Below are 20,398 nucleotides of genomic sequence, written 5' to 3'. Positions count from 1 at the left end.
GGCTATCATGGCAGACGCCGCGGGCAGGATGACGCCGGCGGCGGAGATGCCGTCCACCGACAAAACTCAGCACGGGCATGCCGCAGTCATTGACAACCGCCGTGCCTTTCGCTCCTCCGCAGCTGATGACCCGAACGTCAGATCGACTCGCCCCCCCCGCCGCATCCGCTCTGGTCGGGATCCTTTATGTCGCCCTTTCCGCGGCTTCATTCGGAGCCCTGCCGATCTTCATCAAGGTCGCCTATGCCAGCGGCGCTTCGACGGTGGCGGTGCTGGCGATGCGCTTCACCTTCGCCGCCCTGCTGATGTGCGTGATCATGGTTGTCCGGCGACAGCGCTGGCCGCACGGCCGCCACCTGATCATCCTGATCGGCATGGGCGGCCTCGGCTATGTCGGCCAGTCGTACTGTTTCTTTGCGGCGCTGAACCATGCCTCGGCCGGACTGGTTTCCCTGCTCCTCTATCTCTACCCGACCCTGGTAACCCTGCTCGCCGCCGTCTTCCTGCGGCAACCGCTGAACCGGATCAAACTCGCCGCCGTGCTGGCGGCCCTGGCGGGTACGGCCCTGATCATCGGCGGCGACGCCGGCGGCAGTCTGCCCGGGATCCTCCTCGGGATCGGCGCGGCGCTGATCTATTCGATCTATATCCTGGTCGGCAGCAGAATACTGCAGGCCGTAGGCGCTCTGCCGGCGGCAACGGTGATAATGATCGCGGCGGCGACCGTTTTTGCCGTGCTGGCGATGGCCGGCCGACCATCCCTGCCGCAGGGAAGCGCCGGCTGGATGGCGATCGCCGCCATCGCCCTGGTGTCGACGGTGATCGCCATGGTCTTCTTCTTTGCCGGCCTGGCTCGTCTTTCCGCCGCCGACGCGGCGACGGTGTCGACGCTCGAGCCGCTGGTAACCGTCATTCTGGCCGCCCTTTTCCTCGGGGAATCGATCACTCCGGCCAAACTGTTCGGCGGCATCATCATTATCACCGCCCTGGTGGTACTGGCCCGCAGCCGGTAACGAGCAACGATCGGACACCGGTCATTTCGCGCCCGGCCCCGCTTCTTCGGCATCATAGGCCTGCTCCAGTTCCGTCTGCAGGCTCGCCGCCTCGTTCACCAGCAGTTCCCAGAGTTCCTCGATTCCATCAAGGTTGTCGTTCCTGCCGGCCTTTTCAAGGGCGAGGGCGATCTCGCGAACCCCGACCGCGGCAAAATGATTGACCGCCCCCTTGTAGGCATGCGCCGCCTCGCACAGGGCCCTGGCATCCCTCGCCTGTATCGCCGCATCAACCCTGAGGAGGAGCGGGGTATTGCGCTGGAGGAAGAGCCCCATCATGTCGTGCAGCAGCTGACTGTCGCCGCCGACAAATTGCAGGGCCTGGTTCCGGTTCCAGCACGAAGGGCGATACACCGGAGCCTCCACAGCGCCGCCATCGCCTGCGGCGTCGGCATCGGGGGGGACGCCGAGCCAGGGCAGGAGCCTCTCCGCCAGGACATCCGGCTTGATCGGCTTGGTGAGGAAATCGTCCATACCGATGGCGAGGCATTTGCGGCGTGTCGTCTCCATGGCGTTGGCGGTCATCGCAATGATGACCACCCGCTCGCGTCCCTCCTCCTGCTCGCGTCTGCGGATGACCTCGGCGGCCTCGTAGCCGCTCATCTCCGGCATCTGGATATCCATCAGAACCAGCGCGTAATCACCGGCCTGGACCATCCGCACCGCCTCCCAGCCGTTGCCGGCGACCTCCGTCTCGAGGCCGAATTTCTGCAGGATGGCCTCGGCAACCTTCTGGTTGATCGGTTCGTCGTCAACGAGCAGGACCTTGCCATGGAGCCGCAACTCCCTCTTCTCCTTCTCTTCACTTCGTTTCAGTGAATATCTGCGGCCGGAGATGACCGAGACCAGGATATCATAGAGCTGGCGCTGGCGGATCGGTTTGTAGACGATCGACCGGATCCCCGCTTCGACCGCTTTGTCCCTGGGGACGCTGCCCGAACTCAGAAGGACCATTTCCGTCACCCGCTCGGCATGGCGTTCCCGGATCAGGCCGGCCAGCGTCAGGCCGTCATCGCCCGGCATGTGGTGGTCGAGCAGGGCGACATCGACCGCTGTTCCCCGCTCCCGCATCGTTTCCAGTTCGGCAAGTGCCGTCACGGCATCGCCGCAGGACACCATCTCGACATTGCAGACCTGGAGATAGTGTTCGATGAGCATCCGGTTGCTGGCGCTGTCATCGACGATCAGGATGCGTCTCCCCGTGATCTTGGCGCAGGGGACGAACGGGACCGCGTCCTCCGCCGTTTCGAAGACAAGAGTGAACCAGAAGGTCGAACCCTGCCCAAGGACGCTCTTCACCCCGATCCCGCCGCCCTGCATCTCCACCAGCTGCTTGCAGACACTGAGGCCGAGACCGGTGCCGCCATATTTCCTGGTGGTCGAGCCATCTGCCTGAGTGAATTTATCAAAAAGCCTGTCAATGACAGTAGAAGCGATGCCGATGCCGGTGTCCTGGACCGAAAAACGCAGGGTCTGGCGGTCTCCGTCCCGCCCGGCCGGTTCGACCCGGAGGACGACCTCGCCCTGTTCGGTGAACTTTACCGCATTGCTGACCATATTGGTCAGGATCTGCCGCAGCCGGGTCGGGTCGCCCTTGATCCGGCAGTTGATCTTGAGCGGGACGAAACAGACGAATTCGAGATTCTTGGCGTTGACCGCGTCGATGAAGAGCTCCGAGGTCTCCTCCATCAGTTCGCGGAGATCGAAGACAATCGATTCAAAATCGATCCGACCGGCGTCGATCTTGGTGAAGTCGAGGATATCGTTGATGATCAGCAGCAGCGAATCGGCCGATCGGGTGGCGCTGTCGAGCAGCCGGCGGTATTCCTCGGCCAGCGGCGCATCCCGCAGCAGCGACAGGACCCCGATGATACCGTTCATCGGCGTGCGGATCTCGTGGCTCATATTGGCAAGAAATTCACTCTTGGCCCTGACCGCGGCGAGGGCCTCGTCCCTTTTCGTCCGCAATTCCTCTGTCCGCTCCTGTACCAGGAGCTCAAGATTCTTGCGGTGTTCCTTGAGTTCGGCCTCCCGCAGTTCGACGGCCTCGACCATGTTGTTGAAATCGTCGATCAGTTCGCCGATCTCGTCGTTGTACTTGCGGGACACCCGGATCGTATAATCACCCTCTTCGGAAATCCGACGTGCCATTTTGGCAAGCGAATAGATCGGTTTGGTCATCAACTGCTGCAGGCTCGACGAGATCAGCTGGGTCACCAGCAGGACCACGATCAGACTGGAAAAAAGCAGCAGGGCCGAATCCCAGATCTGGTCCGTCTCCCTGTTGGTATTGGCGAGGATATAGACGGTGCCGAGACGGCGGCCGTCATGGATTATGGGGTGAAAAAACCGCAGCTTGACATTGCCGCCGCTGAAGATGAAATCATGCCCGGCCTCCTGCAGCGCATCGGGCATCATCGCCGTCGGCGCATACCCGGGAGGGATGAAACGGGCAAGCGGCTCCCCCGTTGCCCCGTAAATTATCGCCATCTCGATTTCCGGATCGGCCTGAAGACCGGCCAGAACCTTCTCCACCTGAGCGGTCGACCCGGCAGCGACCGCGGGAGCGCTGAGATTCGAGACCGATTCGGCGAGGATGGTGAGATTGTCAAGCATCGACCGGCGCAGCAACCGGATCTGGTTGATCGAGGAGAGGCCGGCAAACAGCAGCAGCGCCATCGCGGTGATGACCAGGATCAGGATCGTCAGCTTGCGTTTGATCGGCAGACTGTGAAAAAACGGTTTAAGCATGCTGGTCCCTGCCGTAATTCCTGTCATTTCACCCCCCTCTATCACCGATCAGCAGTCCATCGTCTGCGCGCTCCCATGTGTTTCAGTTGTATCGCAAAAGCAATTTCTACTTCAAGGCAAATCCTGTCGGCCGGCCCCGATGCCCGGCACCAAAATGGAACGGCGGTGCAGATCGGCATTGCCCGACGGTACGACTGCGGCTAATATGATGATCCGTCACCATCACCGAGGAAGGAGAGACATGGACACCATCACCTGGCAGGATTTCACCGCCGTTGAACTGCGCGTCGGCACGGTCCTCACCGTGAAGGATTTTCCCCAGGCCCGCAATCCCGCCTATATCATCACCGTCGACTTCGGGAAGGAAATAGGCATAAGGAAAACCAGCGCCCAGATCACGGCCCTCTACGACAAAGACGAACTTCTCGGCCGCCAGATCGTCGGGGTCGTCAATTTTCCGGCCAAACAGGTTGGTCCGGTCAGGTCCGAATTCCTTCTGACCGGCTTCTACACCGACGACAGGGAGGTGGTGATCGCCGTACCGGAAAGGCCGGTGCCGAACGGCGCCAAACTCCTGTGAATCATTTCCCCATCACACCGAGGGAAAACCATGATCAAGCACATCGTCTGCTGGAAACTTCTCGACCGCACGGTCCCGCTGGAAAAAAATCATGACGCCCTGGCGATCCGCGAGGCGCTGCATGGGCTGCGGGGCCGGATTCCGGGTCTGCTCCACCTCGAGGTCGGGTTCGATTTCAGTGCCGATCAATCGTCGGGGGATATCATCCTCTACTCGGAGTTCGCCAACAGAACGGACCTGGCCGGCTACCAGCACCATCCCCTTCATGTCGAGGCCGGAAAGATCGTCCGGCCGCGCACCTGTGATCGACGGATGATCGATTACGAGGTCTGAACGCCCTGCCGCCGCTGACCGGGGCAATCCCGGTCAGATGGCGGGGCGGGCGTAGCTGCCCAGATCGATGGCGCCGACGCGGTCGCCGCCGTCTTCGGCAAATCGTTGCTGAAACCAGTCGTAGATCTCCCAGAACCGTTCGTCACCGCCATCGACCCTGTACTTCGCCAGGCGTTCGTCCGCCTCCGGCGTGGTCTGATAGGCGCGGAGGAGCTCGACGAATGCCGGAAGCTCATCGGCATCGACTGTGTAGAAATGATTCGGCGCGGCGCCGATGAAGCCGGCAAAGAACCCGACCCGGTTGCGGGAAGGATTGAGGCGCTGGTATTGACGCAGGACCGTGACGTCATCGTGCCAGCGATGGAGCACCAGGGAAACGACGGCATCACCCCTTTCCGTCCCGTTAATCCTGATATAGGCCAGGCTGTCCTGGCGGTCGTCACCTGCGGTGAAATATGACGTTTCCGGTGCCGCCGCCGCCCGCAGGCCCTGCAGAACGTCGTCGATGTTCCGGTATTCCGGCAGCAGGTCCGGATACTGCTCGCCATCCTCGAGATAGTTGCCATCGAAATCGATCCCGGTATCGACCAGAAAATGGTGATGCACCAGGTACTCGACAAACTCCCGTTTGGCATCGTCGGTGGCAAATTGAATCCGGGCCGGCAGGGACGAGGGGGAGGCCTCCAGTTCCTGCAGGTCCATGCCGCCGTACCAGTACTGCAGTGAATCACGCCGCTGCGCCTGCGGCAGGAAATCGAGGAACTGGGTCTCCGCCTCCTGGCGCAACCCGTCCATCCGCACCCGTGCCGCCATCCGCCGCTCCGCCGATCCGTAAGGAGAATACCCGGCCACCATCGTCGCATAGATCCTCTCGAGGAGGGGATAATCGAGGACCCACATGGTCTTCGGCAGGTCCCCGAGACCGCCCTTGTGCACCGACGCAGTGGCGGCATGGCGGAGAACCGTCAGCAACGGCGCGTCTTCCGCCCGATTTCCCCGCCAGATTTTTTCATAACCCCGCCCCTGATAACGGAAGAAGATGTCGTACAACCGGCTGCGCTGGCGGGCAAAGACAACCGTCTCCCGCCGCAGCTGCCTGATGGAGTCCAGCGGCACCGTCTCCCCGACCGGCCGGGCAGACCTCTGGACCCCCAGCAGCCCCTCGTCGTTCATCAAAAAACCTGGCAGCCGGACGCTGAGATCGTATTCCGGAGACAGGAACATGACCCAGAACTGGTCGTCAAGGACATCGAGGGCCGCCGCTGCAGAGGCGGATGGTCCCTCGAAACAGCTCTGCAGAATCGGCAGGGCGTTGTCGAGCAGGAAGCGGTAGCGCGCTTCCGGGGGGATCTGTTCGAAGGTGCTGAACGGATTGGCGGCGAACCGCGGGGCATACCCGACCCGATGCGGCGGCATCAGCCATTCGGGACGGATGAAGAGATCATGGACCCGCTTCAACTGCTCCCCGCCGAGATTGAAGACGACGCTGGCGCTGGCACCGGCATCGGCATATATCCGCCGGAAACGATAGAAAAACAGCCCTCCTGGGTCATCATAGGGGAGAAGCGTCGGCACCGGCACGACCGGCTCTCCCGGGGCGGTGCGCGAACGGATCAGCTCGTAGAGGGCCCCCGTCCCGCTGGCGAAACTGATCTGGGCGGCAAAGATATGCTCATAGATGTAGCGGGACGTCATCACATGCTTGGGATCCTGGCGATTGAGGAAATCCTCCCAGTTCCCGACGCTCGACAGGTCCCTGGCCGGAATGGCGGTCAGCCTGGCGAGCTCCTCCGGACCAGGGCCCCTGGCCCCGGCTGCCAGCCAGGCGACGATGACGCGCTGTTCTTCCGCCGTGACCGGAGGCAACCCCGGGGGCATGCGATGTTCGGGATGGGCGGCAAGGAAGGTCGCCATCTCCCCGGCCCCGAGGGGGCAGGCATTTCCGTCCGTCGCCGGCGATTCCACTCCAGCTGCGGCCGATCCGTGCGGCCGGCGGGTAAGGAGCTGTCCCAGAATTGTCCCATCCGCTCCGGCCTCGGTCTCGCCGTCGATGATCGGGGCGAAGCCCTTTTTCTGCCATCCTTCGGCCGTCCGGGCATCGACCATGATTCTGGCCGGTTCGATTGCCGCCAGACGCCGGCGATCGAGGACCGTCCGGGGACTGCCGCCCCGCTCCAGCCCGGCGAACGATCCCAGATCGATCTGGCAGGGAGCGGAATAGCCGCTGTGGCAGGCAACGCAGCGGCGGCTCAGAATGGGCTGCACCTCCGTCAGATAATCGATCTCTGTCGCCGTTGACGACACGGCCACCTGACCCGGACGGATCGCCCCGGGTCCGTCGGTACAGCCGGAGAGCGCGAGACCGACCAACAGCAACAGGCTGCAAAGACAGCGCATGAAAGCCTCCGCGACAAAAAGACGGGATGCACGGCAATCCGGAACACGCATTTGGTGCCGCCATGACAACATGGCCGCATGTATACGCAATAGCGGTCGCTTTTCAACGGCTTTTCGGCAGGGAAAAGCGAACGTTTGCTTCCCGCCTTTGCCTTAGCCATTCTCCTCCTGACTGGCGAAATCCTCCATCCTGCGTCCCCGGTCGACACACCCTTCGACCGCAGCACAGCAGGTATCGACGGCCTTCACCATCGCCAGCAGCTGCCGGAACACCGGATCGTCCCGACCGAGGTCGCTCTCCGCCCTCCGCACCATCTCCGCGCTCCGCGCCAGATGCTCGTTCAATTCGGAGAGAAAGTGCTTGCGGCGTTCGTGCTTTTCCCGTTCCCGGCGGAGCAGCGGCAGAATCCGTTCGATCGAGACCTCCACCAGCACATCCCGGGGCGTGTTGTAGCTGGTCGAGATGCGTTCGAGATTCTCCAGGGTCCGGCGGGAGATGACATAGGTCTTGGCCACCCGCGGTTCCGCCGTTCCCGACAGGCCGCCCCCCTCGGCGATGACCCGGAGGGTCTGGACATCGTCGACCAGATAATCGAACAGCGATTTCTGGCGGATACCCAGCTGGGTGGCAAGGATGCTCAAGGCGTCGATCGACCGCGGCGACAGCTTGAAGGTCGTCCTGACCGATTGCCGCCCCTGGAGATCGCGCACGCTGTCTTCACGTATTTCCAGATGGATCAATGAGTTGATCTGATCTCCCATAACGCCCTCCCGTGACTCCTGCTGCGCAGTTAAATTACTTTTTCATTAAATGCGAAAAAGTAATATTCCTTATATTGACTTTGACACATCAATTATTACCATTCCTAGTAAAGAGATAAAGAGCGAAAGCCGCTCGAGGGAAAATAACCGCAGTATCCAGCACCATCATGCAAAGGAGGAACGACCATGGAACTTGCACGCTACATGCCACGCCAATCACTGATCAATCGACCGGATACGTTCTCCAGTCTCGTCGATGAGTTCTTCACCCCGTTCTTCAATTTCGAACGGCGCCCCGCCATCGTCGACAGCGGCAACCTGCGGGTCGACATCTACGAGAAGGACAATCGGATCATGGTCGACGCCGAACTTCCCGGCATCGACAAAAAGGACATCAAGGTCGACGTCAAGGGCAGAATGCTGACCATCGGCGGTGAGCGCCGGGTGGACGAGGAGGTCAAGGAGGAAAACAGCTATCGCCGCGAATGCCGCTACGGCAAGGTCGAAAGGACGTTCAGCCTGCCCTTCGAGATCGATACGGAGAACGTCGTCGCCAAACACGAAAACGGCATCCTCCATCTGGAGATCGCCAGACCGGCGGAACTGACGCCGAAGCAGATCGAAATTCAGTAACCACAGTCAGTGGCCGGTCGTTTTCGCACCGGCGGCAAAGGAAAGGGACGGGGCGGCCTCAGGCCGTCCCGTTTTTTTGTTCCGGGGCGGCAGACGTTTCCGCCCCGGTCCCGGCCGGCGGCTCCGGCGCACAAAGGTCTTGATCTGCATGCACCAGCAGTCCCTCCTCGTCGCAGCCGGCGACCGGCTCCTCCTTCATCCGCCGCAGCACGACCCCGACATCGGGCAGATGATCGCGGAAGGCGTCTCCGTAGATTTCCCACACGGTGATAAAGAGGGCGGCGACGATCGGACCGATGATGATGCCGAGCAGGCCGAACATCGCAATCCCGCCGAGGGTGCCGAAGAGGACGAAGAGATCGTGCATCTCGGTGTCCTTGCCCACCAGCCTCGGCCGGATCAGGTTGTCGAGGTTGCCGGCGATGGCGCCGCAGACCACGCCGAGGATCACCGCCCCGGCGAATTGCCCCTTGAGGAGCAGGATGATCAGCGCCGGCACCCACACGATCGCCGTACCGAAGGCGGGGATGATCGACATCACCGCCATGACCGTGCCCCAGAAGACCGGCCCCTCGATGCCGGCCAGCGCGAAGGCGAGGCCGCAGATCGCCCCCTGGATGATGCCGATGATCAAAGTGCCCTTGATCGTCGCCCGCGCTACCGAGGTGAAGCGGCGGAGCAGCAGCTGTTCGTCGCGGTCGTGCAGGGGAAGGAAGTAGAGGATCTTCATCAGCAGCTTGTCGCCCATGGTGAGGAAATAGAACATGACGTAGAGCATGATGATCGAGCCGAACACCGCCTGCATCGTCATCTTGGTGACCGAGGACAGGGAGTCGATGAGGAAGGTCGAGATCGAACCGACGATCTGGCCGATCTTCTCGAGGATGACGTCGCGGTAGGGCAGGATCTGGTCGTAATAGGGGACCTTCTCGAGATAGCGGGTCATCTCGGTCGGTTGACTGACAAATTCCTGGATCCAGGGCGTCACCGACTGGCCGACATGGATAGCCTGGGCGACCACGACCCCGACCAAAATCGACAACGGCCCGAGAACGAGGACGACGATGCCGATGACGGTCAGGATCGAGGCGATATTCTCCCGGCCGCCGAGCCTGCGGGTGAGCCAGTGGTGGGCCGGAGCGACCATCGCCGAGAACAGCCCGGCCATGAACAGCGGCATCAGAAACTGGTGGATCATCACCAGGAAGACCGTTGAGATGCAGCCGACGATCACCAGCAGAACGGCCTTGTTGACGGTACCGCGTTTCATGCTCCCTCCCCGGGACAGACTTCAAGCAATCGGCTCACCCTGTCGGTGACGCCGGGGGCCGAACACACCGCTTGCCATTTCTCTATTTCTTATCAGCCGCGATCACTGCCGACAGCCGCTCGCACCCATCGACTGGTTATCGGGCGGCCCGCCTCCGGTATCGATACTTCCGGCCGCTCTTGCCGATTGTCAGACAAACAGTTCCGGTTCCTGCCGTGCCGCGCAGTGCTCATGGAGCCACTGCCGTATCTGCCGGATGGGAGCGGCATCGATGACCAGCGCACTCTCCGGGCAGATTTTGATGCAGGCGCAGCAGAACATGCAGCGCTCAACGTCGATTTCTATCTTGTCTTGCAAAGCGATCGCCCCGTTTGGGCAGGCGGTGAGGCAGGTTCCGCATTGGGTGCAGGCCGCTTCGAGCAGCAGCGGCGTGAACGGCAGCGGCGTTCCCCCCTCCCTGTAGGGGACATTGCCCGGCAGCGCCGGGCAGCAGGCGGGATCCGGCCCGGCCAGCGATGCCAGTTTGGCGCCGATCCTGGTGCCGAACTCCGCTGCAGTGGCCAGGTCCGGGCCATCCGGCCTGCCTGGAGCAATCGGGGTCTCCGGTCCGGAAAAGGAATGTTCGCCGATGAACGTGCCGGCGGCCAGCGGTACGAAGGAAGCCTGGCGGGCGATATCCCGCAGTTCGACCAGGGCGTCTTCGAAATCGCGGTTGCCGTAGGTGGCAACGATGACCGCCGGAGTGTGGTCGCCCTGCAGGGCCGAGAGTCGGCTGACGGCCAGCGGCGCCACCCTGCCGGCATACACCGGAACCCCGATGATGACCACCTCGTCCGGCCCGAATCGCACCGTCCCGGCCGCGGCGGTATATGTCAGGTCAAGCTCTTCAACTGGAATCCCCGCCATCCCCGATGCGATTGCGGCGATGACCTTTTTCGAAGTCCCGGTCGGAGAGAAAGGGACCAGCCATATTTTTTTTATTTTCATTGGATTCAATCAGTTCCGTTTTGATTTTGTCTTCCGCCAGCCCCATCGTCAACCAAGCCGGGTCTGGCCGTCTCTCCACACATTCGCCGCCCTCCCCGGCCACACGCAAACGGCCGGGACGGCACCTTTCCGCCACACAGCCTCAGCTCAGCCCCCAGATGCCGTAATTGGGACCGAAGAGCTCCCAGTTTTTCGTGTTCCGGGCCATGAACCATTCCCCGAACCGAAGATCGGTGCGAACGCCATGGTAGGGGAAACACAGATAAAACCGGGCATTGCCGTGCCGGTCCGGTTTACGGCTGAGGCGCATGTCCGGATACGTGGCCCGGGCTTCGTCGAGGACCAGCATCGCCGCATCAAGGTCCGCGAGCGGTAACGTCAGGTTGAAATTATACTCCTCTTTCATTTCGCCCTCCCCGGCAAAAAAGAAGACAATTTCGGGCATCCGGCTTGGCTGTATTAATTTTCCGGCGCAGGCCCCTGCTCCGGTAGTAGGTCTAGCCCACTTTTCCCTTTTTATCAACGGTGCGCCAACAAAAAAACCCTCCGAACGGCAGGGCCGTCCGGAGGGTCCGGGGTGGGGAGGAGGTACCCCGAAATGGAGGTCGAATCGTTGTTACATCCTGCCGCCCTTCATGCCGCGACCGCCACGGGGTCCAATGCCCATGGCCCCGCCCATGCCGCATCCACCGACGTACTGGGAAATCCCGGCGGCCTTGGCCTTTTCCTGCATCGTTGCCTGGAGGTCGAACAGCTCGCCGCTCAGTTTCGAGGCGGCGGCAGGATCGGCATTCTGGCTGGTCATCAGGGCCCGCATCGCCGCATGTTTCATGACGATCTGCTTGCGGAGATCCTGGTTGTCACGCTGGAAAGCATCGATCTTGGTCCTGGTGGCCTCGTCGAGCTGCTGGTACTGCGCAATCCCCTGGGGGCAGCCCATGCCGGCCCCTGGGCCCATTCCCATACCGCCCCGGGCCAACGCGACACCGGAAGTAGCCAAACCTAAGACGAGAACGACTGCTGCGATTTTCTTTTTCATGGTGTTTCTCCTTGTTTCATTGTTGTTGAAGACCCGAAACCGTCATACCCGGGCTTCTTTGCGTCTTCCTGACAGATGATGGCGACTGCCGCCATCGCTCCAAGTACCTTGTGCCAATGATAATGCAACAAGGATGCCAACGATGAATGAATTGTCTATCTATCTGTATTTTCATATCTTAATAAATTACTGCCTGTTCCCATCCTCCACCGACAGAAAAAATGTGGGTAAAAAATACCCATCCCTCAGGGGAAAGTGACACCCTTTTTCCTACCTGCCGGCGGCCCGGCTTCGTCGCCGCACCGCCCGCGCAGGGTAAAGCACTTGTCTATTGCAATCGGAATTGCTATCATTTCAACAACTGTGGATACCATGCCGATCGCTTCAGCCCATCCGTTCACCGACGGCAAACGCAGATTCCGGCCATCCCGATGCCCCAGGACGCCTCATGCCACAATCGATCCGGACACAGATCAAGGAATTCTGCACAGCGGCGAGCCTGCCCTTCAGCTACGATATACTCCATAATATTTATATCTGGTTCGGCATCCTCTGGGGCCTGCCCATTCCCCTGGTGACGATCAGCATGCATTACGCCTTTCTCGGCTCCCACAGCATCCCTGCACCGCTGGCCACGGTCCTGACGACGCCGATCCAGTGGTTCTTCATGATCCATCCGCTGCTGTTCGGCACTCTGTTCGGGATCCTGGGCTGCGTCAGAAGGGAGAAGGACCGCCAGGTCTCGGCACTGATCAACGAGTTGCAGCAGCTGTCGACCCACGATCCCCTGACCGGTCTCAGCAACCGCCGCAGCTTCATCCGGATTTTTGCCGACGAACTGGCCCGCATCAGCAGGAGGAACACCGACCTGTCGCTGATCTTCGCCGATCTCGATCACTTCAAGGTCATCAACGATACCCACGGCCATCATGTCGGCGATCAGGTGCTGAAGGCCACCGCCGCCCACCTGCGGTCCTGCTGCCGTCCCTATGACACCCCGGCCCGGTGGGGCGGGGAGGAATTCGTCATCCTGTTGCCCGATACCGACGAACAGGCCGCCGCGCTCTTCGCCGAGCGCATCCGTACCAGTTTCCAGACCGGCCTCAGTCCGACCATAACCTTTCCCATCACCATCTCGATCGGGGTCGCCCAGTACCTTCAGGGGGAAACCCTGGATGCGCTGATCGAACGGGCCGACCAGGCCCTGTACCACGCCAAGCAGCAGGGCAGGAACAGGGTGCGGCGCTGGCAGTCCATTTCCCCGCCTCCCGCTGAGGCGCAGCGACACGACAACGATTATCGTCCCTGAACCAGGCGCTCTTCGCTGCGAGGGCAGTCACGGTGGCTGACCGCCAGATCGATCGGCAGGCTGCGCAGATCCCGCCCCAGGGCTTCGACCACCGCCACCGACCGGTGCTGGCCGCCGGTACAGCCGATCGCCAGCCACATGTCGGGCCGGCCGGCGGCAAGGTTCTGCTCCACCAGGTAGACCAGGAGGGGCCGGGTCAGCCGGAGAAACTCGCGGCCGGCCGGATTGTCGAGGACATAGGCGGCAACGCAGGGATCGAGGCCGGTCAAATCCCGCATCTCCTCGACCCAATAGGGATTGGGGAGAAAACGGACGTCCCAGAGATGGGTCGCCGTAAGCGGCGGACCGTATTTGAATCCAAACGAGGAAAGGGTAAACTGCAGTCTGTCGTCCATCGCCACCTCTCTTTCATTGTCGCCGATAGCCCCATCGCGCCGTCGGCGACCGAAGGAGTAAAGAAGTGCTACCCAAACGCCCGGTCTTCGGGTAAGAGGACATTCCGACCCTCCACCCATCCCGACCGCAACCCTTCCCGAGACCAGACCGACCGCATGCTCCAAACGATCAGCAACTGGCGCCGTCGCAGCCGCTATCATGACGTCGTCCGGGTCTGCCTGCCGCTGGTGGCGAGCATGTCGGCAACCACGGTGATGGAATTCACCGACCGCGCCTTTCTCGCCAACTACAGCCTGGAGGCGATCTCCGCCGCTGCCCCGGCCGGCATCACCGCCTTCCTGTTCATGGCCTTCTTCGGCGGGGTCGGCAGCTATGTCGGGGTCTTCATCGCCCAGTACAGCGGCAGCGGCGCCCATCGCCAGATCGGCCGGGTGCTGTGGCAGGGCCTCTATTTCACCCTGTTCTCCGGCCTTATCTTCTGGCTCCTGTCCCTGTTCGCCGCCGAGCCCCTGTTCCGCCTCGCCGGGCACAGCCCGGAGGTCCAGGCCCTGGAGCGGATCTATTTCGATATCCTCTGCCGCGGCGCCGTCCTCCATGTCGCCGTCGCCACGCTGTCGACCTTCTTCGCCGGGCGGGGGATGACCCGCCCGGTGATGCTCAGCACCCTCCTCGGCATGGCCGTCAACATCCCGCTCGATTACGCCCTGATCTTCGGCCGCTGGGGCCTGCCGGAAATGGGGATCGCCGGAGCGGCGGTCGCCACGGTCTGCGCCTGGGCGATCAGTTTCCTGCTGCTGAGTCTTTTGATCTTCACCCCCGAGCACGACCGCCGTTTCGCCGTTCTCAGCAACCGCGCCTTCAGCGGCGAGATCTTCTCCCGCCTGATGCGCTACGGCGTCCCCGGTTCGCTGCAGTTCAGCATCGACATCCTTGCCTTCACCTTCTTCCTCCTCCTGGTCGGCCGGATCGGCACCATCGAACTGGCCGCCACCAACATCGTCATGTCGATCAACGCCCTGGCCTTCATGCCGTCGATGGGCGTCTCCCAGGGCATCAGCGTCCTCGTCGGCCAGGCCTTAGGCGCCAGGCAGCCGCAGCAGGCCCGGGCGGCGGTGTGGAGCGGCATCCATCTGCTGCTGGTCTATATCGCCGTCGTCGACCTGCTGTTCATCCTCTTTCCCCGGGCTATCCTCTCCCCCTTCCTCGCCACCGGCAGCGATCCCGCCGCCGCCGGCGCGGTTCTCGCCACGGCGATGCCTATCCTCCGCATCGTCTCCGCTTACCTCTTCTTCGACGCCCTGTACATGGTATTCAGCGGGGTGCTCAGGGGGGCCGGCGACACCCGCTTCATCATGGTCAGCATCGGGCTCGCCTCCGTGCTCTGCCTCATCCTGCCGGTGTCGGCGGGAATCCTGGCGTTCGACATGGGCATCATCGGCGCCTGGCTGTGCGTTTTAATCTTCGTCTTCGCCCTTTTCCTGTTGTCGGCCGGCCGCTATCGCCATGGCCGCTGGCAGCAGATGCTGGTGATCAAGGAATCGGCACGTTAGCCGCCACCTCAGTCCCTGCCGCTCAGGCCAGGGTTTTGACCGCGTGGCGGAGCCGGTGGACGAACAGCAGGGCCAGGATCAGCACACAGAGCAGCGAGGCGAGAAAGACCTGCCAGCCGAACCGCTCGAATAAATAACCCGGCAGAAACGACCCCATCGTCCCTCCCATATAGTAGAAGGAGATATAGACGCCGTTGGCGATCGCCTTGTTGTCCTGCGCCATTTTATTGACGAAGCCGGAAAGCAGGGAATGGGCGAGGAAAGAACCGGTACAGAAGACGAACATGGCGAGGAACATCACACTGTAGCGTTCGACCATGAAGATCATCGTACCGATGAAGAAGATGACGATGCCGGCGCTGATGGCGGTAGTCTCGCTGCCGAACAGACGGATGATCCGGCGGCTGTTGAAAGAGACAATGACGCCCATGCTGTAGCCGAGATACAGCAGGCCGACCCCGGCCTCGCCGAACAGGGTTCCGACCTTGCGCAGTTCGAAGGGGAGGATGTTCATCAGGGCGGAGAAGACGAAAAACAGGCAGAAGATCGCGAGATAGAGCCACAGGAACTGGCCCTGCCGCAGCAGGCCGGCAATGTCGGCGAGCCGGGGGCGGGCGTAGGCCATCTTGACATCACGCTCGAGGCAGGACAGGAGATAGCTGGCGAGGAGCAGCAGCAGGCCGAGAACGAAGAAGAAGACTCGCCAGCCGAACAGTTCGGTGAACAGACCGGAGAAAAAGCGGCCGAGGAAGCCGCCCATGATGGTCGCCCCGACATACATGGCGATGGAATGCTGTACATCCTCCCGCGCCGAGGAGTAGGAGATATAGCTCATCAGCGAGGTGAGAATGGCCGGGATGATCAGCCCCTGGACCGCCCGCAGGAACAGGAGGGTGAAGTAATCGTTGGTCAGGGCGAACATGAATTCGAGGATGCCGAGCAGGGCCAGGGACCAGCGTACCAGGAGCTTGGCCGAGAAGGCTTCGAGCAGATAGCCGTAAAACAGGGGGGCGCAGCCCAGCGGCGCCATCATCAGGGTGGTGAACAGGATCGCCTGAAGGCTGCTGAGCTCGAATTCCCTCTGGAACACCGGTTGAATGGGCTGAGCGGCGTAGAGAGAGCAGATTGTGACGATGGTGGCGAAATAGATGAGACGGATCGGCGTAACTGACAAGAACGTTCTCCCCCGGCTGGAAAATGGAATCGCAAAACGGAGGCTCACCATACCAGATCTTTGTCGAAATGCCACTCACGCAGACGCCTGATGCATCTGTCCGGCGCAGTTCATCGTTGTTGCCGGCGGTGATGACAGCCGGGTCTGGAGAAGGAATCGCCGGTCGGATGCCGGCTGGGAATCAAAGGACAGCCTCGATCGCTGCCTTGAGGGACATCAGATCGAAAGGTTTTTCGATATGACCGCAGAACCCATACCTGCTGAAGTTGGTCATGCTGGGATCGTTGGAATAGCCGCTTGAGACCAGGACCCTGGCCTGCGGATCAAGGGCCAGCAGTTCGATCACGGCCTCTTTGCCGCCCATGCCCCGCGGGATCGTCAGGTCCATGATGACCGCCGCGAAGGCGTCGCCCGCCTCGAGATGCTGCCTGTAGAGCGAGATCGCCTCCTTCCCGTCGAAAACATGCCTGCCCTCGTACCCCAGCAAGGTCAGCATCTGACAGGCAACCTCGCCGATCATCTCCTCGTCGTCCATAATCAGGATTTTCTTTCTGCCTGCTGCTGCATCCACCCCAACCTCCTGTTTGATCGCGACAGCCACGAACCCCGTCTAAATTGAAATTATGCCAGAACGGGTCTGTCGTCGTCAAGGCAATTGACCCAGAAAATCACTGTTTTTTTGACATGATAGTCAATCCGGGTATAATGGCGGAAGCACGATTCATTTTCATTTCCCAAAAGAATCCGTCCCATGGACACGGCAAACGGCGAACTCCTCCACCGCGAAGAATGGAATGATCATCTGATCGAAATCATCGCCAGCGACGGCCTCCGCTCTCTCTTCTTCGCCTCCCGTTTCCTCCAGAGCTGCATGTCTGTCAACCACCCGGAACGGCTCCAGCTCTCCTATACCCGCTACATGCTGCTCGGTCTGCCGGCCCTGGAATCGGTGCAGCACATCCTGATCATCGGCATCGGCGCCGGATCACTGATCCACTACTGCCACCACCACTACCCGGAAAGTGTCATCGATGCGGTCGACAGTTCGCCCCGGATCATCACCCTTGCCCGCCAGTATTTCATGCTGCCGGAAGACGATCGCATCCGCATCCACTGCGCCGATGGCCTCGCCTTCCTCGAGGAGGCCGCCGCCGGCCGACACTACGACCTGATTCTGGTGGATGCCTTCGATCACGAGGGAATGGCGGAAAACATCTATTCATCCCCTTTTTTCAGGCGGTGTTCGACGATGCTGGCAGACCAGGGCATGCTGAGCTGCAACCTGTGGAGCGGTGACGACCACCTCCTCGGCACGATCAGACAGAGCATCGCTGCGTACCTGGACGGCCACATCTTCGTGTCGGTTCCGGACCGCGACAATGCCGTCATCCTTGCCTTCCGGCAACCGGTGCCCTGGGACCGCTTCATCCGCAGCCGGGAGGAGTGGCTGGAACTGGAGGCAAGGTTCGACCTCGATTTCCGTACCATGCTGAAGGTGGCGAGGAACGAAAGCCGCAGTCTGCTGCAGCGTCTCTTTCCCGTTTTTCCCTGGAGTTAAGGCCACCAGGCAGAAAAGGCCGACTCAGAGGAGGTTGCCCCCTGCAGACGGGACGCGCCGGATCTCCTCCAGCTGGTCATGCAAGTCCTTGATCTCCCGCTGCCAGTATTCGACCGAACCGAAGTCATCGATGGCCCGGGTGTTGCCGTCATCGCAGACCTGGTGCGCGCACCAGGCCATGTAATGGATATAGCGCATCGCCCGCAGCGGCTCGATGAGCCTGAGGCTGCGCCGGTCGAAGCGGCGGAAGGTTTCGTAGCCCTGGAGGAAGAGGTCGACCTCGGCCAGCGAATCGGCCAATCGGCCCGGCAGCAGCATCCACAGGTCCTGGACCGGCGGCCCCATCGCCATGTCGTCGAAGTCGATCAGGTACAGCGGTTCGCCGGGCCGCTGCAGCAGATTGGCGAAGTGGCAGTCGCCATGGATCCGGATCCGCTCGCTGCCGACGAAGAGCGGGCGGATCTCGTCGAGGATCGCGGTGCAGATCTCCTGCAGGCTCTGTTTCAGGTCGTCGGGGAGGATATCGCCATGAAGCAGGGTCCGCAGGTGTCGGGCAGTGGAGTGATCGGGGGCCATGACCACCCGGTGGCGGGCGCTCCGCACCTCCCCGACACTGTGGATACGGCCGAGCAGACGGCCGATCTCGAGCCACTGGTCGTCGCTGTACTCGTCGTGGCTCCGCCCGCCGCGCTTGACGAAGATGGCATAGCGCAGCCCTTTGGCGGTTCCCAGCGTCGCCCCCGACTTGAGCTTCAACGGCGGCACCACCGGAATCTCCCGCTCGACGAGTTCATGGAGGAAGGCGTGCTCGTCGAGCAACGCCTTGTCGGTCCACCGTCCGGGCCGGTAGAATTTGATGATCAGGCCCCCGCCCCGCCGCCGTTCGAGCTCATAGACCTTGTTGATATAACTGGTCATCGGCCGGAACAGGTTGGTCAGCGGCAGGCCGAGCTCCTCTTCCACCAGTCCGAGCACCAGTTCGGGTTCCAGTTGATGAAAAAGGTGCGATTTTTTTTTGGTCGATTTGTTCATGGGTCGGGGATATCCTCGCCTCCTGCCGGTGGGCTGTCGTCACGTCGTTGTTTCTTCTTTTTAGCCGATCGGGTAAAAAATCGCTCATGATTATCCGTACCCCCGACCTCACCGGTCAAAATGACCCGTCCGGACAGAAATCAAATTCTCCCTGCGCCACCCGCCGACCCGACGACCAGACGATCGCCTGCCGCGGTTTCTGCCGGGCCTGCGGCCGGGAGCACCGTCTCCATGTCAACGGCGCCCTGAGGCACGGCCTTCAGCTGATGGAGCTGCTCAGGACCCGCCGCTCCCTCGATCTCGACGGTGCCGCCACGGCCCCCGATCGCCGGCTGTCGACCGACTGGCTCTACGGCGAGGCCCGGGGCAAGATGTTCGGCGTCCTGGAATGCCTGGCTCCGGACGGCTCGACCCGGATCCTGCGGGCATTTTCCGGCCAGTACAACGGCCTCTGGGAGATCGACGGCTGGGCCCCGCCGCTGTTCGACAGCCGGCAGCTGGCGGCGATCAGCGCCGAAGTCGAACGGGAAATCAAGGAGTTGGGGGCCGAGCTGGCGCACATCGACGACCCGGACCTGCGGAGGACCCTGCGGCGCCGCCGCCGCCAGCTGTCGCAGGATCTGATGCGGCGGATCCATGGCCTCTATCGCCTGACCAACTTCCACGGCCGCGAGGCCTCGCTGTTCGCCGCCTGCGGCGGCCACGCCATCCCCACCGGCACCGGCGACTGCTGCGCCCCGAAGCTGCTCGGCCTCGCCGCCCGCTCCAACCTGGCACCGCTCGGCCTCGCCGAATTCTTCTGGGGCCGGAGCAACCGCTCCGGGACCAGGGAGGAGGGCCGGTTCTACCCCTCGTGCGAAGAAAAATGTGCGCCGATCCTCGGCTTTCTGCTCTGCGGCCTGGAGGCCCGTCATGCCGGTCCCGCTGCCTGACCCCGTCATCATCTATCGGGATGCGGTGCTGCTGGTGGTGGGTAAGCCGGCCGGCCTGCTCGCCGTCCCCGGCCGCGGCCCCGACAAGCAGGACTGCGTGGTCGCCCGGCTCCGACCTCTGGCGCCGGCGATGATCGCCCAGCCGGCGGTGCATCGGCTCGACATGGCCACCTCCGGCCTGATGATTCTCGCCATTACCGCCGAGGCCCACCGCCGTCTCAGCCGCCAGTTCGAGACCCGCCAAGTGCGGAAACGCTACACCGCCATCCTCGACGGCATCGTCGCGGCGAGGGAAGGCGAGATCCGCCTGCCCTTCCGGCTCGACCCCGCCAACCGCCCCTATCAGATCCATGACCCGATCGCCGGCAAAATGGGCATCACCACCTGGCGCCGTCTCGCGCTCGAGGGCAACCGGACCCGGGTCGAATTCACCCCCCTCACCGGCCGCACCCACCAGCTCCGGGTCCATGCCGCCCACCGGCTCGGCCTCGGCATCCCCATCGTCGGCGACCGGCTCTACGGCCGGGGCGACGGGGAAGAGAGGATGCTGCTCCACGCCTCCTTCCTCGCCCTTTCCCATCCGGTCAGCGGCACCCCGCTGGCCTTCGCATCGCCGGCGCCCTTCTGAAGACCGGCGACATCG

The 20,398-nt window shown here is 62.1% G+C and carries 20 protein-coding genes; 9 read left to right on the top strand and 11 right to left on the bottom strand.

The window, feature by feature from the left end; translation table 11 throughout:
• The first annotated feature begins 125 nt into the window (after positions 1–125).
• Positions 126–1,013 (top strand): DMT family transporter, encoded by an 888-nt coding sequence (locus HNQ81_RS14070; protein ID WP_183351942.1) that lies wholly within the window; start codon positions 126–128, stop codon positions 1,011–1,013.
• Positions 1,014–1,034: 21 nt separating this feature from the next.
• Here the strand turns inward: HNQ81_RS14070 and HNQ81_RS14065 are convergent, their stop codons facing one another.
• Positions 1,035–3,803 (bottom strand): response regulator, encoded by a 2,769-nt coding sequence (locus tag HNQ81_RS14065; RefSeq protein WP_183351941.1) that lies wholly within the window; start codon positions 3,801–3,803, stop codon positions 1,035–1,037.
• A 241-nt stretch (positions 3,804–4,044) separates the two neighbouring features.
• Between HNQ81_RS14065 and HNQ81_RS14060 the strand changes: the two genes are divergently transcribed.
• Both HNQ81_RS14060 and HNQ81_RS14055 read left to right on the top strand, forming a co-directional pair.
• Complete coding sequence (locus tag HNQ81_RS14060; RefSeq protein WP_183351940.1) at positions 4,045–4,383, top strand: tRNA-binding protein; 339 nt, start codon at positions 4,045–4,047, stop codon at positions 4,381–4,383.
• Between the two features lie 30 nt (positions 4,384–4,413).
• Entirely contained in the window at positions 4,414–4,716 is a 303-nt protein-coding gene (locus HNQ81_RS14055; protein ID WP_183351939.1) for a Dabb family protein, read from the top strand.
• A 33-nt stretch (positions 4,717–4,749) separates the two neighbouring features.
• Here the strand turns inward: HNQ81_RS14055 and HNQ81_RS14050 are convergent, their stop codons facing one another.
• Both HNQ81_RS14050 and HNQ81_RS14045 read right to left on the bottom strand, forming a co-directional pair.
• Entirely contained in the window at positions 4,750–7,113 is a 2,364-nt protein-coding gene (locus tag HNQ81_RS14050) for a fatty acid cis/trans isomerase (protein WP_183351938.1), read from the bottom strand.
• A 153-nt stretch (positions 7,114–7,266) separates the two neighbouring features.
• Complete coding sequence (locus HNQ81_RS14045) at positions 7,267–7,875, bottom strand: hypothetical protein (RefSeq protein WP_183351937.1); 609 nt, start codon at positions 7,873–7,875, stop codon at positions 7,267–7,269.
• Positions 7,876–8,061: 186 nt separating this feature from the next.
• On the opposite strand from HNQ81_RS14045, the gene HNQ81_RS14040 reads away from it, so the two are divergent.
• Positions 8,062–8,508 (top strand): Hsp20/alpha crystallin family protein, encoded by a 447-nt coding sequence (locus HNQ81_RS14040; RefSeq protein ID WP_183351936.1) that lies wholly within the window; start codon positions 8,062–8,064, stop codon positions 8,506–8,508.
• 58 nt (positions 8,509–8,566) lie between these two features.
• Here the strand turns inward: HNQ81_RS14040 and HNQ81_RS14035 are convergent, their stop codons facing one another.
• The 4 genes from HNQ81_RS14035 to HNQ81_RS14020 form a co-directional block, all read right to left on the bottom strand.
• Entirely contained in the window at positions 8,567–9,778 is a 1,212-nt protein-coding gene (locus HNQ81_RS14035) for an AI-2E family transporter (protein WP_183351935.1), read from the bottom strand.
• 189 nt (positions 9,779–9,967) lie between these two features.
• Positions 9,968–10,765 (bottom strand): 4Fe-4S dicluster domain-containing protein, encoded by a 798-nt coding sequence (locus tag HNQ81_RS14030; protein WP_183351934.1) that lies wholly within the window; start codon positions 10,763–10,765, stop codon positions 9,968–9,970.
• 142 nt (positions 10,766–10,907) lie between these two features.
• Positions 10,908–11,171: a hypothetical protein gene (locus tag HNQ81_RS14025; protein WP_183351933.1), complete on the bottom strand. Its 264-nt coding sequence runs from the start codon at positions 11,169–11,171 to the stop codon at positions 10,908–10,910.
• A 210-nt stretch (positions 11,172–11,381) separates the two neighbouring features.
• The gene (locus HNQ81_RS14020; protein ID WP_183351932.1) at positions 11,382–11,804 is read right to left on the bottom strand and encodes a periplasmic heavy metal sensor; all 423 of its coding nucleotides are present in this window, start codon (positions 11,802–11,804) and stop codon (positions 11,382–11,384) included.
• 448 nt (positions 11,805–12,252) lie between these two features.
• Here HNQ81_RS14020 and HNQ81_RS14015 point away from each other — a divergent pair, with 448 nt between their 5' ends.
• Positions 12,253–13,113 (top strand): GGDEF domain-containing protein, encoded by an 861-nt coding sequence (locus HNQ81_RS14015; protein WP_183351931.1) that lies wholly within the window; start codon positions 12,253–12,255, stop codon positions 13,111–13,113.
• Here HNQ81_RS14015 and HNQ81_RS14010 read toward each other — a convergent pair.
• Entirely contained in the window at positions 13,101–13,508 is a 408-nt protein-coding gene (locus HNQ81_RS14010; RefSeq protein ID WP_183351930.1) for a RapZ C-terminal domain-containing protein, read from the bottom strand. The two genes, HNQ81_RS14015 and HNQ81_RS14010, sit on opposite strands and share 13 nt — an antisense overlap.
• Before the next feature lie 156 nt (positions 13,509–13,664).
• Between HNQ81_RS14010 and HNQ81_RS14005 the strand changes: the two genes are divergently transcribed.
• On the top strand, positions 13,665–15,059 hold the full coding sequence (locus HNQ81_RS14005; RefSeq protein ID WP_183351929.1) for an MATE family efflux transporter: 1,395 nt from the start codon (positions 13,665–13,667) through the stop codon (positions 15,057–15,059).
• Positions 15,060–15,081: 22 nt separating this feature from the next.
• Here the strand turns inward: HNQ81_RS14005 and HNQ81_RS14000 are convergent, their stop codons facing one another.
• Positions 15,082–16,233: an MFS transporter gene (locus HNQ81_RS14000; RefSeq protein WP_240191740.1), complete on the bottom strand. Its 1,152-nt coding sequence runs from the start codon at positions 16,231–16,233 to the stop codon at positions 15,082–15,084.
• A gap of 181 nt (positions 16,234–16,414) precedes the next feature.
• Positions 16,415–16,804 carry a response regulator gene (locus HNQ81_RS13995; protein ID WP_183351927.1) on the bottom strand — a complete coding sequence of 130 codons (390 nt, stop codon included), beginning with the start codon at positions 16,802–16,804 and terminating at the stop codon, positions 16,415–16,417.
• Positions 16,805–16,984: 180 nt separating this feature from the next.
• On the opposite strand from HNQ81_RS13995, the gene HNQ81_RS13990 reads away from it, so the two are divergent.
• Positions 16,985–17,791, top strand: a complete 807-nt coding sequence (locus HNQ81_RS13990) for a spermine/spermidine synthase domain-containing protein (RefSeq protein ID WP_183351926.1) — start codon at positions 16,985–16,987, stop codon at positions 17,789–17,791.
• A 24-nt stretch (positions 17,792–17,815) separates the two neighbouring features.
• On the opposite strand, the gene HNQ81_RS13985 is transcribed toward HNQ81_RS13990, so the two are convergent.
• A complete protein-coding gene (locus tag HNQ81_RS13985; protein ID WP_183351925.1) occupies positions 17,816–18,823 on the bottom strand; it encodes a serine/threonine protein kinase in 1,008 nt (335 codons plus the stop codon).
• 86 nt (positions 18,824–18,909) lie between these two features.
• On the opposite strand from HNQ81_RS13985, the gene HNQ81_RS13980 reads away from it, so the two are divergent.
• Together HNQ81_RS13980 and HNQ81_RS13975 are read left to right on the top strand one after the other, a co-directional pair.
• Positions 18,910–19,755, top strand: coding sequence for a hypothetical protein (locus tag HNQ81_RS13980; protein ID WP_221270882.1), 846 nt, complete (start codon positions 18,910–18,912; stop codon positions 19,753–19,755).
• The gene (locus tag HNQ81_RS13975; RefSeq protein WP_183351924.1) at positions 19,736–20,383 is read left to right on the top strand and encodes an RluA family pseudouridine synthase; all 648 of its coding nucleotides are present in this window, start codon (positions 19,736–19,738) and stop codon (positions 20,381–20,383) included. The genes HNQ81_RS13980 and HNQ81_RS13975 overlap by 20 nt, the downstream gene beginning before the upstream one ends.
• Positions 20,384–20,398: the final 15 nt, after the last annotated feature.

This window comes from Desulfoprunum benzoelyticum, assembly GCF_014201505.1.
Lineage (GTDB): Bacteria > Desulfobacterota > Desulfobulbia > Desulfobulbales > Desulfocapsaceae > Desulfoprunum > Desulfoprunum benzoelyticum.
The sequence above is the reverse complement of the archived record's forward strand: the minus strand, read 5'-3'. Positions and strand labels throughout refer to the sequence as shown.

Bases quoted from the DNA above. Each gene is read 5' to 3' on its own strand.
- HNQ81_RS14070 (WP_183351942.1), top strand. From the start codon at position 126: ATGACCCGAACGTCAGATCGACTCGCCCCCCCCGCCGCATCCGCTCTG.
- HNQ81_RS14065 (WP_183351941.1), bottom strand. From the start codon at position 3,803: ATGCTTAAACCGTTTTTTCACAGTCTGCCGATCAAACGCAAGCTGACG.
- HNQ81_RS14060 (WP_183351940.1), top strand. From the start codon at position 4,045: ATGGACACCATCACCTGGCAGGATTTCACCGCCGTTGAACTGCGCGTC.
- HNQ81_RS14055 (WP_183351939.1), top strand. From the start codon at position 4,414: ATGATCAAGCACATCGTCTGCTGGAAACTTCTCGACCGCACGGTCCCG.
- HNQ81_RS14050 (WP_183351938.1), bottom strand. From the start codon at position 7,113: ATGCGCTGTCTTTGCAGCCTGTTGCTGTTGGTCGGTCTCGCGCTCTCC.
- HNQ81_RS14045 (WP_183351937.1), bottom strand. From the start codon at position 7,875: ATGGGAGATCAGATCAACTCATTGATCCATCTGGAAATACGTGAAGAC.
- HNQ81_RS14040 (WP_183351936.1), top strand. From the start codon at position 8,062: ATGGAACTTGCACGCTACATGCCACGCCAATCACTGATCAATCGACCG.
- HNQ81_RS14035 (WP_183351935.1), bottom strand. From the start codon at position 9,778: ATGAAACGCGGTACCGTCAACAAGGCCGTTCTGCTGGTGATCGTCGGC.
- HNQ81_RS14030 (WP_183351934.1), bottom strand. From the start codon at position 10,765: ATGAAAATAAAAAAAATATGGCTGGTCCCTTTCTCTCCGACCGGGACT.
- HNQ81_RS14025 (WP_183351933.1), bottom strand. From the start codon at position 11,171: ATGAAAGAGGAGTATAATTTCAACCTGACGTTACCGCTCGCGGACCTT.
- HNQ81_RS14020 (WP_183351932.1), bottom strand. From the start codon at position 11,804: ATGAAAAAGAAAATCGCAGCAGTCGTTCTCGTCTTAGGTTTGGCTACT.
- HNQ81_RS14015 (WP_183351931.1), top strand. From the start codon at position 12,253: ATGCCACAATCGATCCGGACACAGATCAAGGAATTCTGCACAGCGGCG.
- HNQ81_RS14010 (WP_183351930.1), bottom strand. From the start codon at position 13,508: ATGGACGACAGACTGCAGTTTACCCTTTCCTCGTTTGGATTCAAATAC.
- HNQ81_RS14005 (WP_183351929.1), top strand. From the start codon at position 13,665: ATGCTCCAAACGATCAGCAACTGGCGCCGTCGCAGCCGCTATCATGAC.
- HNQ81_RS13990 (WP_183351926.1), top strand. From the start codon at position 16,985: ATGGACACGGCAAACGGCGAACTCCTCCACCGCGAAGAATGGAATGAT.
- HNQ81_RS13985 (WP_183351925.1), bottom strand. From the start codon at position 18,823: ATGAACAAATCGACCAAAAAAAAATCGCACCTTTTTCATCAACTGGAA.
- HNQ81_RS13980 (WP_221270882.1), top strand. From the start codon at position 18,910: ATGATTATCCGTACCCCCGACCTCACCGGTCAAAATGACCCGTCCGGA.
- HNQ81_RS13975 (WP_183351924.1), top strand. From the start codon at position 19,736: ATGCCGGTCCCGCTGCCTGACCCCGTCATCATCTATCGGGATGCGGTG.